The sequence below is a fragment of the Enterobacter sp. 301B genome, from assembly GCF_003850715.1.
Classification (GTDB): Bacteria; Pseudomonadota; Gammaproteobacteria; order Enterobacterales; family Enterobacteriaceae; genus Enterobacter; species Enterobacter intestinihominis.
In genome coordinates this window covers 139,569-157,932 of sequence record NZ_PQTC01000013.1, presented here as the reverse complement: position 1 = coordinate 157,932, position 18,364 = coordinate 139,569, and the positions used below count along the sequence as shown (strand labels likewise).

The following is an 18,364-nucleotide window of genomic DNA, read 5'->3' as shown; positions in this document are numbered from 1 at the left end:
GCTTCGGCTTCGCGGAGAATACTGATGATCTGTTCATCGGAAAAACGCTTCTTCATGGGGATGTCCTCATGTGGCTTATGAAGACATTACTAACATCGGGGTGTACTAATCAACGGGGAGCAGGTCAGGCTTAGGAAATACCTAAATAAAATTATAAGGGTTAGTTAAGATGAAACTTAAATTAGTTGCAGTGGCAGTGACTTCCATGTTGGCGGCTGGCGTTGTTAACGCGGCTGAAGTTTTTAACAAAGACGGTAACAAACTGGATCTGTACGGCAAAGTTACTGGTCTGCACTATTTTTCTGATGATGCTGGTAGCGACGGCGACAAAACATACGTTCGTCTGGGCTTCAAAGGTGAAACTCAGATCAACGATCAGCTGACCGGATACGGCCAGTGGGAATATGAGTTCAAGGGCAACCGCTCTGAAGCTCAGGGTTCCGACGGCAACAAAACCCGTCTGGCCTTCGCTGGTCTGAAATTCGATGAATTCGGTTCCTTCGACTACGGTCGTAACTACGGTGTTGCTTATGACATCGGCGCATGGACTGACGTTCTGCCAGAGTTCGGTGGCGATACCTGGACGCAGACTGACGGCTTCATGACCGGTCGTACCACTGGCGTTGCCACCTACCGTAACACCGACTTCTTTGGTCTGGTTGACGGCCTGAACGTGGCTGCCCAGTACCAGGGTAAAAACGACCGTTCAGAGATCACCGAATCCAACGGTGACGGCTGGGGTCTGTCTTCTACCTATGAATTCGACGGCTTCGGTGTGGGTGCGACCTACGCGAAATCTGACCGTACTGACCGTCAGGTTCGTGCTGCAAGCAACATGAACGCCGGTGGCGAAAACGCAGAAGTCTGGGCTGCTGGCCTGAAGTACGATGCGAACAACATCTACCTGGCAACCACCTACTCTGAAACCCGCAACATGACGGCGTTCGGTAGCGGTCACGTTGCCAACAAAGCACAGAACTTCGAAGTTGTGGCTCAGTACCAGTTTGACTTCGGTCTGCGTCCATCCATCGCTTACCTGAAATCCAAAGGTAAAGACATCGGTTCTTATGGCGACCAGGACCTGGTTGAATACGTTGACGTTGGCGCGAGCTACTACTTCAACAAAAACATGTCCACCTACGTTGATTACAAAATCAACCTCGTGGATGACAGCCAGTTCACCAAAGATGCCAAAGTGGCTACCGACAACATCGTGGCTGTAGGTCTGACCTACCAGTTCTAAGAGGTGTTAGTTCAAAAGGCCAGCCCTCGCGGCTGGCCTTTTTTTACTGCTGCCCTCCGACCTTCGCCAGACTAAACCAGATCCCGATCGCCAGAATCATCAGCATGGCTCCCGCACTGCCCAGGGCCACGCTGTGCGAGGTGATGAACGCGGTTTTCGCCGCCGTCATCACCGGCTCGGCCAGTGACGGCGTCAGCTCCTGCGCGACCTTCATCGCTTCACCGATGGACGACGAGGCTTTATCGGTCAGCGACGCGCTCAGCCCCTGCGGCAGTACAATTGACGCCGAAAAGCTGCGGGTTAACAACAGACCGAAAATGGCGATCCCGAGACCAGCGCCCAGCTCGTAGGACATGGTTTCGATCGCGCCTGCGGCGGCCGCTTTCTCTTTCGGCGCGGCAGCCATGATCGCTGACGTCGATGCCAGCAGTGCGCTGGCGGCACTGAAGCCCAGCAGCACCATCAGGCTCCACGCCTGCCACTGTTGGGTGCTGAAATCGAGCGTCGACAGGCCGATAAAACTGATCGCGCTTAGCCCCATGCCTCCGGCCGCGACAATGCGCAGCCCCAGACGCCCGACCAGCACACCCGCGATCGGCCCGCTAAATCCGCTCGCCACCATCACCGGCAGCATAAATATCCCTGCTTCAAACGGCGTAAAACCATGCACGAACTGCAACTCCTGCGCCATCAGCAGTTCAAAGCCCACCAGCGCAATCATGGCGGTCATCGCCATGACCACGCCGCTTAAAATAATGCGATGGCAAAACAGACGCATGTCGATCATTGGCACGCGCGCGCGCAACTGGATACGGACGAAAATAAACAGCATCACCGCCCCGGTAAGCAGCGTAGAGGCCACCATCCACGGCGACAGCACCCCTTTCAGGGCGGTTTTGGCGCTGTAGACCAGCAGTAAAATGGCGACAATCAGCATAATGGCATGGCTGATATTGAGCGGCTGCTCGGGCCGACCCTGCTGAGCAGGCACAAAGCGCGCAGCAAGCGAAACCACGATCAGCACGATCGGCACGTTAATCAGGAAGACCGAACCCCAGTAAAAGTGCTCCAGCAGGATGCCGCCAATCAGCGGGCCAAACGCCGCGCCGCCCGACCCAACGGCAGCCCAGACGCCAAGGGCGATGTTACGGTGCCGCACGTCAATAAACAGCGTGCGGATCCCTGCAAGCGTAGCCGGAATGATCATCGCCGCGCCAATCGCCAGCGACGCGCGGGCGGCAATCAGCCAGCCCGCGGACGGCGCAAAAGCCGCCGCTAACGATGACAGGCCAAACAGCACGCTGCCGATCATCAGCAGGCGCTTAAAACCTATGCGATCGCCCAGCGCGCCCATCGGCAGCACCATCCCCGCCATCACCAGCGAGTAAATATCAATAATCCACAGCAATTCGTTGCCGCTGGCACCCAGCGTCATGCTCAATGTTGGCGCCGCCACGTGCAGCACCGTCGCGTCAATCGCCACCGGGATATACACCAGCACGATAATCACTAACGCTAACCACTGACGAAACATAAATTTCCTTTTCAGTTAAAAACTGGACACATGTCCAGATTGCGATCCTACGTAAAGTTGAACACTTGTCCAGCTATTTGTTACACTCGTTTCGTTGCCATTGAGAGTGAGAAATTATGCGTTATCTGAGCAAGGACGAGCGGCGGGAAGAGATCCTACAGGCCGCAATGCGCGTGGCGCTGACCGAAGGATTCGCTGCGATGACCGTGCGCCGAATCGCTACCGAAGCGGGCGTCGCCACCGGGCAGGTGCATCACCACTTTGCGTCGGCGGGCGAGCTTAAATCGCTGGCGTTTGTCAGGCTGATCCGCGATTTGCTGGATGCTGAAATCGTTGGCGAAAACGCAGGCTGGCGCGAGCGCCTGCATGCCATGCTCGGCAGCGATGACGGCGGGTTTGAGCCCTACATTCGGCTGTGGCGGGAGGCGCAAATTCTCGCCAGCCGGGATAGCGATATCAAAAGCGCCTACGTTTTGACCATGGAGATGTGGCACCAGGAAACGGTCGCAATTATCCGCGCCGGTGCGGAGGCCAACGCCTTTACGCTTGCTGATCAGCCGGAAAATATCGCCTGGCGTTTAATTGGTCTGGTATGTGGCCTGGATGGCATATACGTCTTAAATATGCCTGAAATGGACGACGCGGCATTTAATAAGCATCTGGATAAACTTATCTCCCTCGAATTGTTTTAATACTCCCATCGGAGTATTAATTTCCGCAAAGAGTTACAATTAGTAACACATAAAGCGAACCCTGATTCCCATTCCAAACTCAGGGATTCGCTTTTTTATCTATCCTTTCAGATGTATCCCATAACATCCTATAAATTTCATACGCCACTGACAGGTATCTTTCTGTTTTTCCTTCTTTTTTCTCTCCACTTCGGTAAGCAAGAGGGTGATATGTCACATCAAAGCGAGAAGAGTAATCAGCATCTGTTGAGTAACTGGAAACCGGAAAACGCGCAATTTTGGGAGAATAAAGGGAAACATATCGCACGAAGAAACCTGTGGATTTCCGTGGGGTGTTTGCTGCTCGCGTTTTGCGTCTGGATGTTGTTTAGCGCTATTGCGGTAAATCTTAATAAGGTCGGATTTAATTTCAGCACCGATCAGCTTTTTATGCTAACGGCATTACCTTCTCTCTCCGGCGCGATATTGCGAGTCCCCTACTCTTTTATGGTGCCGATATTTGGCGGGCGTTACTGGACCGTGTTAAGCACCGTTATCCTGGTCGTACCCTGTGTCTGGCTTGGGATCGCCATTCAGAATACCGCCACGCCCTATTGGATCTTCATCATCATCGCGCTGCTTTGCGGTTTTGCCGGTGCCAACTTCGCTTCCAGTATGGGAAACATCAGCTTCTTCTTCCCGAAAGCCAGACAGGGTAGCGCACTGGGCATTAACGGCGGGCTGGGTAACCTGGGCGTGAGTGTGATGCAGCTGGTTGCGCCGCTGGTGATTTTCCTGCCGATGTTTACCTTCCTCGGCGTGCACGGCGTACCGCAGGAGGATGGCTCGACGATGTGGCTGGCGAACGCGGCGTGGATCTGGGCGCCGCTGCTGATTCTGGCCACCATTGCGGCGTTTTTTGGCATGAACGACATCGCCAGCTCGAAAGCGTCCATTGCCAGCCAGCTTCCGGTGCTTAAGCGCTTTCATCTCTGGCTGCTGAGCCTGCTTTATCTGGCAACCTTCGGCTCGTTTATCGGTTTCTCGGCAGGCTTTGCCATGCTGTCGAAAACCCAGTTTCCGGACGTTAATATCCTCCACCTCGCCTTCTTTGGCCCACTGATCGGCGCCCTGGCGCGTTCGGCTGGCGGGATGATTTCAGACAGGCTGGGCGGCGTAAGGGTGACGCTGATCAACTTCGTCTTTATGGCCATCTTTAGCGCCCTGATTTTCCTGACGCTCCCCGGGTCTGGTTCAGGCAGCTTTATCGCCTTCTATCTGGTCTTTATGGGCCTGTTTCTGACCGCAGGCCTGGGTAGCGGCTCGACCTTCCAGATGATCGCGATTATCTTTCGCCAAATCACCCTCGACCGCGTGAAAAAACAGGGCGGGAGCGATGAACAGGCACAGCATGAAGCGGTGACCGAAACGGCTGCGGCGCTGGGCTTTATCTCTGCCATCGGTGCGGTGGGCGGGTTCTTTATTCCCAAAGCCTTTGGCACCTCCCTGGCGATGACCGGTTCCCCGGTGGGCGCCATGAAAGTCTTCCTCGTGTTTTACATCGTCTGCGTGCTCGTCACCTGGCTGGTGTACGGCCGCAAATCCTCACAAAAATAATAACTACCTCTTCGCCGGAGCGTGATGCCTCACCCTCCGGCCATGTTATCGAAGCAGGAGAAATGTCATGAGCAAACTGTTGGACCGCTTCCGTTACTTCAAAACAAAAGGCGACAGTTTCGCCGATGGGCACGGCCAGGTGTACCACACCAACCGTGACTGGGAGGACAGTTACCGTCAGCGCTGGCAGTTCGACAAGATTGTGCGATCCACCCACGGCGTTAACTGCACCGGCTCCTGTAGCTGGAAGATTTATGTCAAAAATGGCCTGGTGACATGGGAAACCCAGCAGACCGACTACCCGCGTACCCGCCCCGACCTGCCTAACCACGAACCGCGCGGCTGCCCGCGTGGCGCAAGCTACTCCTGGTATCTCTACAGCGCCAACCGTCTCAAGTACCCGCTGGTACGCCGCAGGCTGATCGAGCTCTGGCGCGAGGCGCTGGCGCAGCATACCGATCCGGTGCTGGCCTGGGATGCCATTCAGAACGATCCACAGAAAGCGCAAAGCTACAGAAAGGCGCGCGGTAAAGGCGGGTTTATCCGCTCAAACTGGAAAGAGCTTAACCAGCTGATTGCTGCCGCCAACGTCTGGACCATCAAAAACTACGGCCCGGATCGGGTAGCCGGTTTTTCCCCCATCCCGGCCATGTCGATGGTCTCTTATGCCGCCGGTACGCGCTATCTCTCCCTGCTCGGCGGCACCTGCCTGAGCTTCTATGACTGGTACTGCGATCTGCCTCCGGCATCGCCGATGACCTGGGGCGAGCAGACCGACGTGCCGGAATCGGCGGACTGGTACAACTCCAGCTATATCATTGCCTGGGGCTCGAACGTGCCGCAGACGCGTACCCCGGACGCCCACTTCTTTACCGAAGTGCGTTACAAAGGCACCAAGACCGTCGCCATTACGCCGGACTTCTCGGAGGTGGCGAAGCTCAGCGACCAGTGGCTGGCCCCCAAACAGGGTACCGACAGCGCCCTCGCCATGGCGATGGGGCATGTGATCCTCAAAGAGTTCCACCTTGATAACCCGAGCGATTACTTCCTCAACTATTGCCGCCGCTACACCGACATGCCGATGCTGGTCCTGCTGGATGAACAGGCTGATGGTCGCGTGGTGCCGGGCCGCATGCTGCGCGCGTCGGATCTGGCCGACGGGCTGGGTGAAACCAATAATCCGGAGTGGAAAACCATCGCCTTTGACGTCGCCGGAAATCTGGTGGCGCCGAACGGCTCTATCGGTTTCCGCTGGGGCGAAAAAGGCAAATGGAACCTGGAGTCGCTGGCCGCGGGACAGGAGACCGAGCTGACGCTTTCCCTGCTCATCACCCACGACAGTGTGGCAGACGTGGCCTTCCCTTACTTCGGGGGCAACGAGAACCCGCATTTCCGCAGCGTGAAGCAGGAGCCGGTGCTGACGCGCCGCGTACCGAGTAAAACCCTGACGCTGGCCGACGGCAGCCCGAGACGCGTGGTCAGCGTGTACGATCTGGTGCTCGCAAACTACGGCCTCGATCGCGGTCTGGAAGACAGTAACGCGGCGGCAAACTACGCCGAGATCAAAGCCTACACCCCGGCCTGGGGCGAACAAATTACCGGCGTACCCGCTTACCTGATAGAAAAAATCGCCCGTGAATTTGCCGACACGGCGCACAAAACCCATGGTCGTTCGATGATCATCCTCGGGGCCGGTGTGAACCACTGGTACCACATGGACATGAACTACCGCGGGATGATCAACATGCTGGTCTTCTGCGGCTGCGTCGGGCAAAGCGGCGGCGGCTGGTCGCACTATGTCGGCCAGGAGAAACTGCGCCCGCAAACCGGCTGGCTGCCGCTGGCCTTCGCACTGGACTGGAACCGTCCGCCGCGCCAGATGAACAGCACCTCTTACTTCTACAACCACGCCAGCCAGTGGCGCTATGAGAAGCTCACCGCACAGGAGCTGCTTTCTCCTCTTGCAGACGCGTCGAAATTCACCGGTCACCTGATTGATTTCAACGTCCGCGCCGAGCGCATGGGCTGGCTCCCTTCCGCGCCGCAGCTCAACCTCAACCCGCTGCACGTTAAGGCCCGCGCCGACGCCGCCGGGATGTCGCCGCAGGATTACACCGTGCAGGCGTTAAAATCGGGCGATATTCGCTTTGCCTGCGAACAGCCGGACAACGGCAAGAACCACCCGCGCAACCTGTTTGTCTGGCGTTCTAACCTGCTTGGCTCGTCCGGAAAAGGCCATGAGTACATGCTCAAATACCTGCTTGGCACCGAGAGCGGGATTCAGGGCGAGGATTTAGGCTCAACGGATGATGTCAAACCTGAAGAGGTGGAATGGCAAACCGCCGCCATTGAGGGCAAGCTGGATCTGCTGGTGACGCTCGATTTCCGTATGTCCAGCACCTGCCTGTTCTCGGATATCGTCCTGCCGACCGCCACCTGGTATGAAAAAGACGATATGAATACCTCGGACATGCATCCGTTTATTCACCCGCTCTCTGCCGCCGTTGACCCCGCGTGGGAGTCCCGCAGCGACTGGGAGATCTACAAAGGCATCGCCAAAGTCTTCTCTGAAGTGTGCGTCGGGCATCTCGGCACCGAAACTGACGTGGTGCTACAGCCGCTACAGCATGACTCCCCGGGGGAACTGTCGCAGCCTTTTGATATTCTGGACTGGCGCAAAGGCGAGTGCGATCTCATCCCCGGTAAAACCGCGCCAAACATTGCGGTCGTCGAGCGCAACTATCCGGAAACCTACGAGCGCTTCACTTCTCTCGGTCCGCTACTGGACAAGCTCGGCAACGGCGGAAAAGGCATATCGTGGAACACGCAAAACGAAGTCGATTTCCTCGGCAAGCTCAATTACGTCAAGCTCGACGGCCCGGCCAAAGGCCGACCGCGCATTGAAACGGCCATTGATGCTTCAGAGGTGATCCTCGCTCTTGCGCCGGAAACCAACGGTCAGGTCGCGGTCAAAGCCTGGGAGGCCCTCGGCGAACTGACCGGGCGCGATCACACCCATCTGGCGCTGAACAAAGAAGACGAGAAAATCCGCTTCCGCGATATTCAGGCGCAGCCGCGCAAAATTATCTCCAGCCCAACGTGGTCCGGCCTTGAGAGCGAGCACGTGTCGTATAACGCAGGCTATACCAACGTTCACGAGCTGATCCCGTGGCGCACGATTTCCGGCCGCCAGCAGCTGTATCAGGATCACGCCTGGATGCGCGCCTTCGGTGAAAGTCTGGTGGCCTATCGTCCACCGATTGATACCCGCAGCGTCACCCATATGCGCGAGATCCCGCCGAATGGCTTCCCGGAAAAAGCGCTTAACTTCCTGACGCCGCACCAGAAATGGGGCATTCACTCCACCTACAGCGAAAACCTGCTGATGCAGACCCTGTCACGCGGGGGGCCAATCGTCTGGATCAGCGAAACCGACGCGCGCGAGCTGGGGATTGAGGACAACGACTGGATCGAAGCCTTCAACGCCAACGGCGCCCTCACCGCCCGCGCGGTGGTCAGCCAGCGCGTGCCGCCGGGCATGACCATGATGTACCACGCTCAGGAGCGCATTCTGAACATTCCGGGGTCAGAAGTGACCGGACGGCGCGGCGGGATCCACAACTCGGTCACCCGCGTCTGTCCGAAACCGACCCACATGATTGGCGGCTACGCGCAGCTGGCGTACAGCTTTAACTATTACGGCACCGTCGGCTCGAACCGCGACGAGTTTATTATGATCCGCAAAATGAAAAACATTAACTGGCTGGACGGCGAAGGTCGGGATCAGGTACAGGAGGCGAAAAAATGAAAATACGCTCACAGGTTGGCATGGTACTGAATCTCGATAAATGCATTGGCTGCCACACCTGCTCGGTCACCTGTAAGAACGTCTGGACCGGGCGCGAAGGGATGGAGTACGCGTGGTTCAATAACGTCGAAACCAAACCGGGTATTGGCTATCCGAAAAACTGGGAAGATCAGGATGAGTGGCAAGGCGGCTGGATCCGCGGTATTCACGGCAAGCTGACCCCACGCCTCGGCGGAAAAATGGGCGTCCTGTCGAAAATTTTCGCCAACCCCGTGTTGCCGCAGATTGACGATTACTATGAACCTTTCACCTTCGATTACCAGGATCTGCACCGCGCCCCGGAGGGGGATCACCTCCCTACCGCCCGCCCACGTTCGCTGATCGACGGTAAGCGGATGGATAAGATCGTCTGGGGACCAAACTGGGAGGAACTGCTGGGCGGCGAGTTCGAAAAACGCGCCCGCGATCGAAACTTTCAGAAGATCCAGAAAGAGATGTACGGCCAGTTCGAAAACACCTTCATGATGTACCTGCCGCGCCTGTGCGAGCACTGCCTGAACCCGAGCTGCGTCGCCACCTGCCCGAGCGGTGCGATTTACAAACGCGAAGAGGACGGCATTGTGCTGATCGACCAGGACAAATGCCGCGGCTGGCGACTGTGCATCAGCGGCTGTCCGTACAAGAAAATCTACTTCAACTGGAAAAGCGGCAAGTCAGAAAAGTGCATCTTCTGCTATCCGCGCATCGAGTCCGGCCAGCCGACTGTCTGCTCGGAAACCTGCGTCGGGCGCATCCGCTATCTCGGGGTGCTGCTGTATGACGCAGACCGCATTGAAGAGGCGGCCAGCACCGAGCATGAAACCGATCTGTACGAGCGCCAGTGCGACGTGTTCCTTAACCCGAACGATCCGGCGGTGATTGAGGAAGCGCTGAAACAGGGTATTCCGCAGAACGTCATTGACGCGGCACAGCGTTCCCCGGTTTACAAAATGGCGATGGACTGGAAGCTCGCCCTGCCGCTACACCCGGAATACCGCACCCTGCCAATGGTCTGGTATGTGCCGCCGCTGTCACCGATTCAGTCCTACGCCGACGCGGGTGGTCTGCCGCAGAGCGACGGCGTGCTGCCTGCGGTCGAAAGCCTGCGCATTCCGGTGCAGTACCTGGCAAACATGCTCAGCGCGGGCGATACCGGTCCGGTGCTGCGCGCCCTGAAGCGCATGATGGCGATGCGCCACTACAAGCGTTCCCAGACCGTGGAAGGCGTGACCGACACTCGCGCCATCGAAGAAGTGGGCCTGACCGAAGCACAGGTTGAGGAGATGTACCGCTATCTGGCTATCGCCAACTACGAAGACCGCTTCGTGATCCCGACCAGCCACCGCGAAATGGCACGCGACGCTTTCCCGGAGAAAAACGGCTGCGGCTTCACCTTCGGCGACGGCTGTCACGGCTCCGACACCAAATTCAACCTCTTCAACAGCAGCCGCATCGACGCGATCAACATCACCGAAGTGCGCGATCACGGGGAGGGAGAGTAATGCAAATCCTCAAAATCATCGCGCTGCTCATTGAGTATCCCGATGAGCTGCTGTGGGAAAACCGTGACGAAGCGCTTTCCCTGGTGGAACAGGATGCGCCCATGCTGCTGCCGTTTGCGCAGCAGCACCTGAGCGCCCCGCTGCTGGATAAGCAAGCCGAATGGTGTGAAGTCTTCGAGCGGGGACGCGCAACGTCGCTGCTGCTGTTCGAGCACGTTCACGCCGAGTCGCGCGATCGCGGTCAGGCGATGGTCGACCTGATGAGCCAGTATGAAAAAGCGGGTCTTGAGCTGGACTGCCGCGAGCTGCCGGACTATCTGCCGCTCTATCTGGAATATCTCAGTATCGTCAGCGACGACGAGGCGCGTGAAGGGCTGCAAAACGTCGCGCCTATACTGGCGCTGATTGGAGGCCGCCTGAAACAGCGCGAGGTAGCGCATTACCAGCTGTTTGACGCCCTGCTGTCGCTGGCGGAAACACGGCTTTCCAGCGACAGCGTGGCGAAACAGGTATCCGGTGAAAAACGTGATGATACCCGTCAGGCGCTGGACGCCGTGTGGGAAGAGGAACAGGTCAAGTTTATCGAAGACAACGCCACATCGTGCGACAGTTCGCCGATGCAGCAATATCAACGACGCTTTAGCCAGGACGTCGCGCCGCAGTACGTGGACGTCAGCGCCGGAGGCCCAAAATGACTCATTACCTGAACGTGTTTTTCTATGACATTTATCCGTACATCTGCGCCACCGTCTTCTTCCTCGGCAGTTGGTTGCGCTACGACTATGGGCAGTACACCTGGCGGGCGTCATCAAGCCAGATGCTCAGCAAGCGCGGGATGAACTGGGCTTCGAACCTGTTTCATATTGGGATTCTGGGGATCTTCTTCGGGCACCTGTTCGGCATGTTAACCCCGCACTGGATGTACGCCTGGTTTTTACCCGTCGCGGTTAAACAGCAGTTAGCCATGATTGCGGGAGGTATTTGCGGGGTGCTGACGCTGATCGGTGGGTCGATGCTTTTGATCCGACGCCTGTTCAACCAGCGGGTGCGCGCCACGTCCACCACGCCGGATATTATCATCATGAGTATCCTGCTGCTTCAGTGCATCCTTGGGCTGTCGACCATTCCTTTCTCCGCTCAGTACCCTGACGGAAGCGAGATGATGAAGCTGGTCGGCTGGGCGCAGGGGATCGTCACGTTTAGGGGCGGCTCGTCGGAAATGCTGAGCGGCGTCGCGCCGATCTTCCGCGTGCATCTGGTGCTGGGGATGACGATCTTCCTCATCTTCCCGTTCACCCGCCTGGTGCACGTGTGGAGCGCGCCGTTTGAGTACTTCACGCGTCGGTATCAGGTGGTGAGATCGCGCCGTTGATTTGTCGGGTGGCGGCTACGCCTTACCCGACCTATGTTCACACGCCCGTAGGCCCGGTAAGGCGTAGTCGCCACCGGGCTATTTCCCCGCCTGCGGATGCGTATCAAACCCTGCCATTACTGCCGTCAGCTCTGCCAGCGTAAAGCCGTGCTTCGGGTCATCAACGCCCAGGCCAAACCGGTCCTGCATCAGCTTATATAGCGCCTCCGCATCCGGCAAATGGATCTGCTCCTCCACATGACCGTTCTGCCAGTGGGTAAAATTAAAGTTGGTCAGCGTCAGCTTGCCCCCGTCCGACAGGTGGCGACACATCAGCAGGTGATGACGAAAATGGGACTGAGGCCAGTGCGCCGACCAGAAGTTACCCATCACGTAATCGTTGAAGTACTGGGTCCCCAGGTCAAATTGGTACATTGACTGCCAGTGCTCGTGATGGCGGAATTGCAGTACCCAGTCGTTACCCTCACTCAGCAAACGATAGCACCCGTGCGGGGTTTTCTGCTCCTCGTTGGCGATCAAACGAATCGGCGCCGTCAGCGTTTGTCCGCCAAATCCTACATCAGCGATCCAGCGCTCGCCGTTCAGCTCAACCAGCAGCAACCGGTGCGTGCGCGGCGGCATCTGCGACGGATTCGCCAGCACAACCCGCCCCAGCACGCTGCGTACCGTAAACCCAACTTCGCGCAACACCCGTTCAAACAGGCCATTTTGCTCGAAGCAATATCCCCCCCGACGCGCGGTGACCAGTTTATCCACCAGACACCCGTCGTCCAGATGAATTTCCCGCGGCAAAACGACGTCAATATTTTCAAAAGGGATCGCGCAGTTATGGTGTAAATGGAGCCCCCGCAGGGTATCGATATTAACCTGTACGGGCTGCTGCCAGTCCGTGCGGGCAAAATAAGCACTCAGAAATGGGGACATGATTTGCTCCATGATGTGATATCCCCTGTTTATAAACTATTTTCCCTTATGCATATGCGCAAAAGTGCTTTTTCGGCATACTCATCGTGTACATGAGGAGATCCTATGAGCCACTTTCGTCCTGTTGAATTACGTCATGCCAGCCGTCTTCTGAATCACGGTCCTACCGTGCTCATCACCAGCCGGGATGAGACCATCGATCGTCGCAACGTCATGGCCGCCGCATGGTCTATGCCGGTGGAATTTGAACCCCCGCGTATCGCGATTGTGGTAGATAAAAGCGCGTGGTCACGGGAGTTGATCGAACGCAGCGGGAAATTCGGCATTGTGATCCCCGGCGTGGCGGCAGCCAACTGGACCTGGGCGGTCGGCAGCGTCAGCGGGCGCGACGAGGATAAATTTAACTGCTACGGGATCCCGGTTATTCATGGCCCTGAGCTTGGTCTGCCGGTTATAGAAGAGAAATGTCTGGCGTGGATGGAGTGTCGGTTATTACCTGTCACTTCTGCGGCCGAGAAATATGACACCCTGTTTGGCGAAGTGGTTTCCGCCGCGGCAGATGAACGCGCATTTGTCTCCGGACGCTGGCAGTTTGACGGGGATAAGCTGAATACGCTGCATCATCTGGGGGCCGGGACGTTTGTGACGAGTGGGAAGATGGTGAAGGCGCTGGATTGATTTTTTAATTATACCCATCTGAATTATATAAAATTTCTATGGCATTTTATGTTTATCATAACGATGTTAAACGGAGGATATTTCAGAAGCTGTTGCATAAACAATCTTTCGTAAAGGAACTATCCATGTCATGGAACAAAGATGGCGCAATATCATATGCGAAATCACACGCGCAACCCAGCAGCACGGGTTATTGTGCTCGTTACGTAACAGAAGCGATCAGAGCGGGTGGTCGATTAAAAATCCCCAACACGCGTCTGGCAAAAGATATGGGGCGCACATTAGTCAATGCAGGCTTACCGCAACATACAACCTCATTACGAACTGTTCAGGCATGATTAATGAAACCACTCTACTTTTTACTTTTCGCCCTTTCTCCGCTCGCGGCCGCAGAAAACATTTATGCACCGGGTCAGGCGGCGCTTAAATTCATTCAATGGTATATAGCGCAGTTAGATCAGAACAAACCGCCCGTACTCAATCCAGACATTATGAACGAGTACGTAGCCTCAGGGACCATTGCAGCAATTAAAGAAATGTACTCTGGCGACAGTAACGACAAAGATATGCCCGATGCGGATATGTTTATCAAAGCGCAGGACTGGGATGATGACTGGAATCAGATAACCGTCTTACATTCTGATTTTGACGCCGTTTGCACAAACGTCTATGTCGCATTTGGTAAGAAGCAAGATCATGTTATTGCAGATTGTCTCGTTGAAGAGCAAGGAAAATGGAAAGTGCGATCGGCGACGCTAATTAAGTAACAGGCATAAACTCCCTGTCGTAATAATAAAGGCACATGGTAGCCAAATGACTACCATGTGTAATTAATTAGCTCTTCACGCGCTTCGCAATAATCTCATCCGCCACATTCCGCGGAGCTTCCGCAAAATGATGGAACTCCATCGTATACGTCGCGCGCCCCTGGGACATCGAGCGCAGCGTGGTGGCGTAGCCAAACATTTCAGCCAGCGGGACGTCAGCGCGAATAATCTGGCTGCCGTACTGCTCTGCCATCCCCTGCACCATGCCGCGGCGGGAGGAGAGATCGCCCATAATGTTCCCGGCATACTCTTCCGGCGTTTCCACTTCAACGTGCATCACCGGCTCAAGAATAACCGGATCCGCCCGCCGCGCGCCCTCTTTGAAACCGAGGATCGCCGCCATGCGGAAGGCCATCTCCGAGGAGTCAACGTCATGGTAGGAACCAAACGTCAGGGTCGCTTTCACATCGACAACCGGATAGCCCGCCAGCACACCCGTATTCATGGCTTCTCGCAAGCCTTTTTCCACCGACGGGATATACTCCCGCGGCACTACCCCGCCTTTGGTGGCATCTTCAAACACAAAACCACTTCCGGCTGCTAACGGCTCCAGACTCAGGACCACATGACCGTACTGCCCTTTCCCGCCGGACTGTCGGACAAATTTACCTTCAATATCCTTCACCGCTTTACGCAGGGTTTCACGGTAGGTGACCTGTGGACGACCAATGTTTGCCTCAACGCCAAACTCACGTTTCATGCGGTCAACGATGATTTCGAGATGCAGTTCGCCCATCCCGGAGATAATGGTCTGACCGGACTCTTCGTCCGTGTGCAGGCGGAAAGACGGATCCTCCGCCGCCAGGCGCTGTAGGGCGATCCCCATTTTCTCCTGATCGGCCTTGGTTTTCGGCTCAATCGCCAGCGAAATAACCGGGTCCGGGAACTCCATCCGTTCAAGGGTGATCACCGCATTCGGGTCGGTCAGCGTGTCACCGGTGGTGACGTCTTTCAGCCCGACACAGGCTGCAATATCCCCTGTGCGCAGCTCGTCCACCTCATGGCGGTCGTTGGCATGCATCAGCACGATGCGCCCGATTCGCTCTTTTTTGCCCTTTACCGGGTTATAAACCGCGTCGCCTTTGCGCAGTATGCCGGAATAGACGCGAATAAAGGTCAACTGTCCGACGTACGGATCGCTCATCAGCTTGAAGGCCAGCGCAGAGAATGGTTCATCATCGCTTGGGTGGCGCTCGGCGTGCTGTCCATCTTCGTCTACCCCATCAATAGCGGGCACGTCAAGTGGAGACGGCATCAATTCAATCACCGCGTCGAGCATGCGCTGCACCCCCTTGTTCTTGAAAGCGCTGCCGCACAGCATGGGCTGTATTTCACCGGAGATCGTCCGGATCCGTAACCCTTTGATGATTTCCGCTTCATCCAGTTCACCCGTCTCAAGGTACTTATCCATAAGCTCATCGCTGGCTTCTGCCGCAGACGAGACCATTTTTTCTCGCCACGTCTGCGCGGTGCTCAGCAGATCGTCGGGCACCGGCGCGTAGGTGAACGCCATGCCCTGGGTCGCATCATCCCAAAGAATGGTGCGCATCTTGATGAGATCAACCACGCCGGTGAAGTGTTCCTCTGCGCCCACGGGGATCACAATCGGGACCGGATTAGCTTTCAGCCGCTCCTGCATCATCCGCACCACGCGGAAGAAATCCGCACCCGGGCGGTCCATTTTGTTGACGAATGCCAGACGCGGGACGTGATATTTATTCGCCTGACGCCAGACGGTTTCCGACTGCGGCTGCACGCCGCCGACGGAGTCATAAACCATCACCGCGCCGTCGAGCACACGCATGGAACGTTCCACCTCAATGGTGAAATCCACATGCCCGGGGGTGTCGATAATATTGATGCGGTGCGGTTCAAAGCCTCTGTCCATACCGGGCCAAAAACAGCTCACCGCCGCCGACGTAATGGTGATCCCGCGCTCCTGCTCCTGCGCCATCCAGTCGGTGGTTGCCGCGCCATCGTGTACTTCACCCAGCTTGTGGCTCATCCCGGTGTAAAACAGGATACGCTCAGTGGTGGTTGTTTTGCCGGCATCGATATGCGCGGAGATACCGATGTTGCGATAACGTTCGAGTGGAATGGGTCGGGGCATGATATTTCCTTACGTCTTCATGACGGGTTTGTGACGACCAGGATAGTCGCGTGTTTGTTCGTTTGTTATAATAGTCCTATTGTACGAGTATTATCGAACTATTTTTTAACGGTTGACCTATTGTTGATATAGCTCAATCTCACGCGAGACGCAGGAAAACGATGATCCCAAACCACCCGGAACCTGAACAAATACTGCTGGAAAATGTGCTGTTCGCCCTCGGCAATCCGCTGCGGCTGGCGATTATTCGACGGCTGGCCGACGGCAGTGAGCTGAGCTGCAACGCGCTGCGCCCGGACGAGGTGGTGAAATCAACCATGACTCACCACTGGCGTGTACTGCGCGACAGCGGCGTGATCTGGCAGCGCCCGCAGGGGCGCGAGAATATGATTTCACTGAGAAGAGAAGATCTGGACGCCCGCTTTCCGGGGCTGATGGCGATCCTGTTACAGTCGAAATCATAAGCGCTCTGACTGTTGCCCTTCGGCCAGCGCGCGCAGCGTAGCTTTGAGCCAGTTCGTGACGCCTCGTTTCCCGCTGCGCTTGTGCGAATAAATTTTTACTTCAAACGGACTGATGTGGAACGGTAAATCAAAAATTTTAATACGGGTAGCTGGCAGCAGCTTTTCAGCGGCGAATCGAGGTAACGCCATCAGCAGATCGCTTTCTGCAATAACAAACGGGGCGCTGAGCATAGACGGGGTTTTGATCGCAATGTGTCGGGTATAACCCATGCGTTCCAGCTGCAAATCCAGCACCCCCTGCTTCTCATTCCACGGCGTAACCACAAGATGCCGGGCGGCGAGATAATCCTCCAGCGTGAGCGCGCTCCGGCTCGCATTGCTAATCACCACATATTCATCTTCGAACCAGCTGATCTCTTCCAGCTCCGGGTACCGGCGATCCTCAATGGTGCTGAATCCCAGGGCCAGATCCACCTCTCCTGCCAGTAATTCCGTCAATGCCGGGCTGTGCGGCAAATATCGTAATTCCAGACGCAAGCCAGGCGCCGCATGTTGAAGCGTATTCATGAGCGCAGGGAATATGCAGAACGCGGTAAAGTCCGTTATCGCGATCTGCAAACACGCTGTACTGACAGCAGGATCAAATTCCGGCTGCGGCGACAGCTCCTGGTCGAGATATTTCAGGGCCGATGCAATAACTGGCGCAAGCTGGGTGGCATAGACGCTGGGACACATTCGATGTCCTTCCCGGTAGAACAGCGGGTCGTTGAGCGAAATACGCAGCCGTGACAGGGCATGGCTGAGCGCCGAGGTGCTCATCGCCAGCTCATCTGCCGCAAGTCGAACGGAACTGTGGCGATAAATCGCGTCAAAAACCGGCAGAAGGTTTAAATCAAGGCGCCTTAAGGCTGGATGCATAATATTCATCATTTATTGATTTCATTGCACTTAATTCTTCTGACATTAGCCTTTATGCTTATCCCCATCAACTACAAACAAAGATAAAGGGAAAGGAATGAGCATTACGATTCGTCAGGCGCGACCTGAAGATGCAGCGGCAATATACGATATGATTTACGAACTCGCAGTCTATGAAAAAGCGCCAGAAGAAGTGGTCACCACGCCGGACGAAATCCGTAAAACGCTGTTTGGTGCAGACAGTAAAACCGAAGCGCTGGTTGCCGAATATGCAGGCCATGCTGTGGGGTATGCCGTTTTTTTCACCAGCTATTCCACCTGGCTTGGTCGCAACGGCATCTATATGGAAGATTTGTATGTCTCCCCGGAATACCGCAGCAAGGGTGCGGGAAAAGCACTGCTTAAAAATATCGCGCAATGCGCAGTGGAACGTCACTGCGGCCGGCTGGAATGGAGCGTGCTTGACTGGAACCAGTCTGCAATTGATTTTTATCTGAGCATCGGCGCGGTACCGCAGTCCGAATGGGTACGCTATCGTCTTGATGGCGAGGCATTGCGGGCATTTGCTGAGTAGCAATGCCATCGCGTGAAACGCCCCTCTTTCTAAGGGGCATAATGTCAATGAAAGCGTTGCTGAAGCACGGTATATCTGAGAAA

16 protein-coding genes are annotated in these 18,364 nt (G+C 56.0%); 12 read left to right on the top strand and 4 right to left on the bottom strand.

Features of this window, described 5'->3' with window-relative positions; all coding sequences use genetic code 11:
- Positions 1-169 precede the first annotated feature (169 nt).
- Complete coding sequence (ompC, locus tag C3451_RS15720; RefSeq protein ID WP_063139077.1) at positions 170-1,243, top strand: porin OmpC; 1,074 nt, start codon at positions 170-172, stop codon at positions 1,241-1,243.
- Positions 1,244-1,286: 43 nt separating this feature from the next.
- On the opposite strand, the gene C3451_RS15715 is transcribed toward ompC, so the two are convergent.
- Positions 1,287-2,777 carry an MFS transporter gene (locus C3451_RS15715; protein WP_063139076.1) on the bottom strand — a complete coding sequence of 497 codons (1,491 nt, stop codon included), beginning with the start codon at positions 2,775-2,777 and terminating at the stop codon, positions 1,287-1,289.
- A 116-nt stretch (positions 2,778-2,893) separates the two neighbouring features.
- On the opposite strand from C3451_RS15715, the gene C3451_RS15710 reads away from it, so the two are divergent.
- From C3451_RS15710 to narI, 6 genes are all read left to right on the top strand, one after another.
- Positions 2,894-3,469, top strand: coding sequence for a TetR family transcriptional regulator (locus C3451_RS15710; protein ID WP_022648209.1), 576 nt, complete (start codon positions 2,894-2,896; stop codon positions 3,467-3,469).
- Between the two features lie 210 nt (positions 3,470-3,679).
- The gene (locus C3451_RS15705) at positions 3,680-5,065 is read left to right on the top strand and encodes a NarK family nitrate/nitrite MFS transporter (RefSeq protein ID WP_023300179.1); all 1,386 of its coding nucleotides are present in this window, start codon (positions 3,680-3,682) and stop codon (positions 5,063-5,065) included.
- A 67-nt stretch (positions 5,066-5,132) separates the two neighbouring features.
- Positions 5,133-8,873 carry a nitrate reductase subunit alpha gene (locus C3451_RS15700; protein WP_045622524.1) on the top strand — a complete coding sequence of 1,247 codons (3,741 nt, stop codon included), beginning with the start codon at positions 5,133-5,135 and terminating at the stop codon, positions 8,871-8,873.
- Entirely contained in the window at positions 8,870-10,414 is a 1,545-nt protein-coding gene (gene narH / locus C3451_RS15695) for a nitrate reductase subunit beta (RefSeq protein WP_003857031.1), read from the top strand. The genes C3451_RS15700 and narH overlap by 4 nt, the downstream gene beginning before the upstream one ends.
- The gene (narW, locus tag C3451_RS15690; RefSeq protein WP_022651230.1) at positions 10,414-11,109 is read left to right on the top strand and encodes a nitrate reductase molybdenum cofactor assembly chaperone; all 696 of its coding nucleotides are present in this window, start codon (positions 10,414-10,416) and stop codon (positions 11,107-11,109) included. Before narH ends, narW begins: the two co-directional genes overlap by 1 nt.
- Positions 11,106-11,786: a respiratory nitrate reductase subunit gamma gene (gene narI / locus C3451_RS15685; RefSeq protein WP_023306265.1), complete on the top strand. Its 681-nt coding sequence runs from the start codon at positions 11,106-11,108 to the stop codon at positions 11,784-11,786. Before narW ends, narI begins: the two co-directional genes overlap by 4 nt.
- Positions 11,787-11,864: 78 nt before the next feature.
- On the opposite strand, the gene nhoA is transcribed toward narI, so the two are convergent.
- Positions 11,865-12,710 (bottom strand): N-hydroxyarylamine O-acetyltransferase, encoded by an 846-nt coding sequence (nhoA, locus tag C3451_RS15680; RefSeq protein ID WP_045622526.1) that lies wholly within the window; start codon positions 12,708-12,710, stop codon positions 11,865-11,867.
- Positions 12,711-12,815: 105 nt separating this feature from the next.
- Here nhoA and C3451_RS15675 point away from each other — a divergent pair, with 105 nt between their 5' ends.
- The 3 genes from C3451_RS15675 to C3451_RS15665 all read left to right on the top strand — a co-directional run bounded on the left by C3451_RS15675 (position 12,816) and on the right by C3451_RS15665 (position 14,155).
- Positions 12,816-13,388 carry a flavin reductase family protein gene (locus tag C3451_RS15675; protein ID WP_045622528.1) on the top strand — a complete coding sequence of 191 codons (573 nt, stop codon included), beginning with the start codon at positions 12,816-12,818 and terminating at the stop codon, positions 13,386-13,388.
- Between the two features lie 125 nt (positions 13,389-13,513).
- The gene (locus C3451_RS15670) at positions 13,514-13,726 is read left to right on the top strand and encodes a hypothetical protein (RefSeq protein ID WP_223862043.1); all 213 of its coding nucleotides are present in this window, start codon (positions 13,514-13,516) and stop codon (positions 13,724-13,726) included.
- Between the two features lie 3 nt (positions 13,727-13,729).
- Positions 13,730-14,155 (top strand): DUF3828 domain-containing protein, encoded by a 426-nt coding sequence (locus C3451_RS15665; protein WP_045622529.1) that lies wholly within the window; start codon positions 13,730-13,732, stop codon positions 14,153-14,155.
- Between the two features lie 67 nt (positions 14,156-14,222).
- Here C3451_RS15665 and fusA read toward each other — a convergent pair whose 3' ends face one another.
- Positions 14,223-16,325: an elongation factor G gene (gene fusA / locus C3451_RS15660; protein WP_023300184.1), complete on the bottom strand. Its 2,103-nt coding sequence runs from the start codon at positions 16,323-16,325 to the stop codon at positions 14,223-14,225.
- 161 nt (positions 16,326-16,486) lie between these two features.
- On the opposite strand from fusA, the gene C3451_RS15655 reads away from it, so the two are divergent.
- On the top strand, positions 16,487-16,789 hold the full coding sequence (locus tag C3451_RS15655; RefSeq protein WP_022648218.1) for a helix-turn-helix domain-containing protein: 303 nt from the start codon (positions 16,487-16,489) through the stop codon (positions 16,787-16,789).
- On the opposite strand, the gene C3451_RS15650 is transcribed toward C3451_RS15655, so the two are convergent.
- Positions 16,784-17,719: a LysR family transcriptional regulator gene (locus C3451_RS15650; RefSeq protein ID WP_045622531.1), complete on the bottom strand. Its 936-nt coding sequence runs from the start codon at positions 17,717-17,719 to the stop codon at positions 16,784-16,786. The genes C3451_RS15655 and C3451_RS15650 overlap by 6 nt on opposite strands.
- A gap of 85 nt (positions 17,720-17,804) precedes the next feature.
- On the opposite strand from C3451_RS15650, the gene C3451_RS15645 reads away from it, so the two are divergent.
- Positions 17,805-18,281: a GNAT family N-acetyltransferase gene (locus C3451_RS15645; RefSeq protein WP_022648220.1), complete on the top strand. Its 477-nt coding sequence runs from the start codon at positions 17,805-17,807 to the stop codon at positions 18,279-18,281.
- The last annotated feature ends 83 nt before the right edge of the window (positions 18,282-18,364 follow it).